Origin of the sequence: Micromonospora reichwaldensis, assembly GCF_031845925.1 — a bacterium.
GTDB lineage: Bacteria > Actinomycetota > Actinomycetes > Mycobacteriales > Micromonosporaceae > Micromonospora > Micromonospora reichwaldensis.
In genome coordinates, this window is record NZ_JAVRFL010000108.1 from 1 (window position 1) to 255 (window position 255).

The window sequence follows — 255 nt, forward strand, 5'->3', positions numbered from 1 at the left end:
CCATCAAGCGTACCGACATCCTGCGTAAGACCGCCCTGACCGCTGCCGGGCTCGCCTTCTCCGGCGGCGCCATCGCCGGCCCAGTCACCACCGCCCTCGCCGCCCCCACCACCCCGGTGTCGGCCACCGTCGCCCAGGACCGCAAGGGTGGCGAGCGCGAACTGGGCGTGCGCTACGAGGCACAGCCCAACTTCTACTACTGCGGCCCCGCCGCCGCCCGCAACGCCCTCAGCGTGCAGGGCAAGAACATCGACG

At 72.2% G+C, this 255-nt stretch carries 1 pseudogene; it reads left to right on the plus strand.

Annotation, left to right across the window (positions count from 1 at the left end):
- Positions 1–2 precede the first annotated feature (2 nt).
- Positions 3–255, plus strand: a pseudogene (locus RM555_RS30915) (C39 family peptidase); the annotation flags it as partial.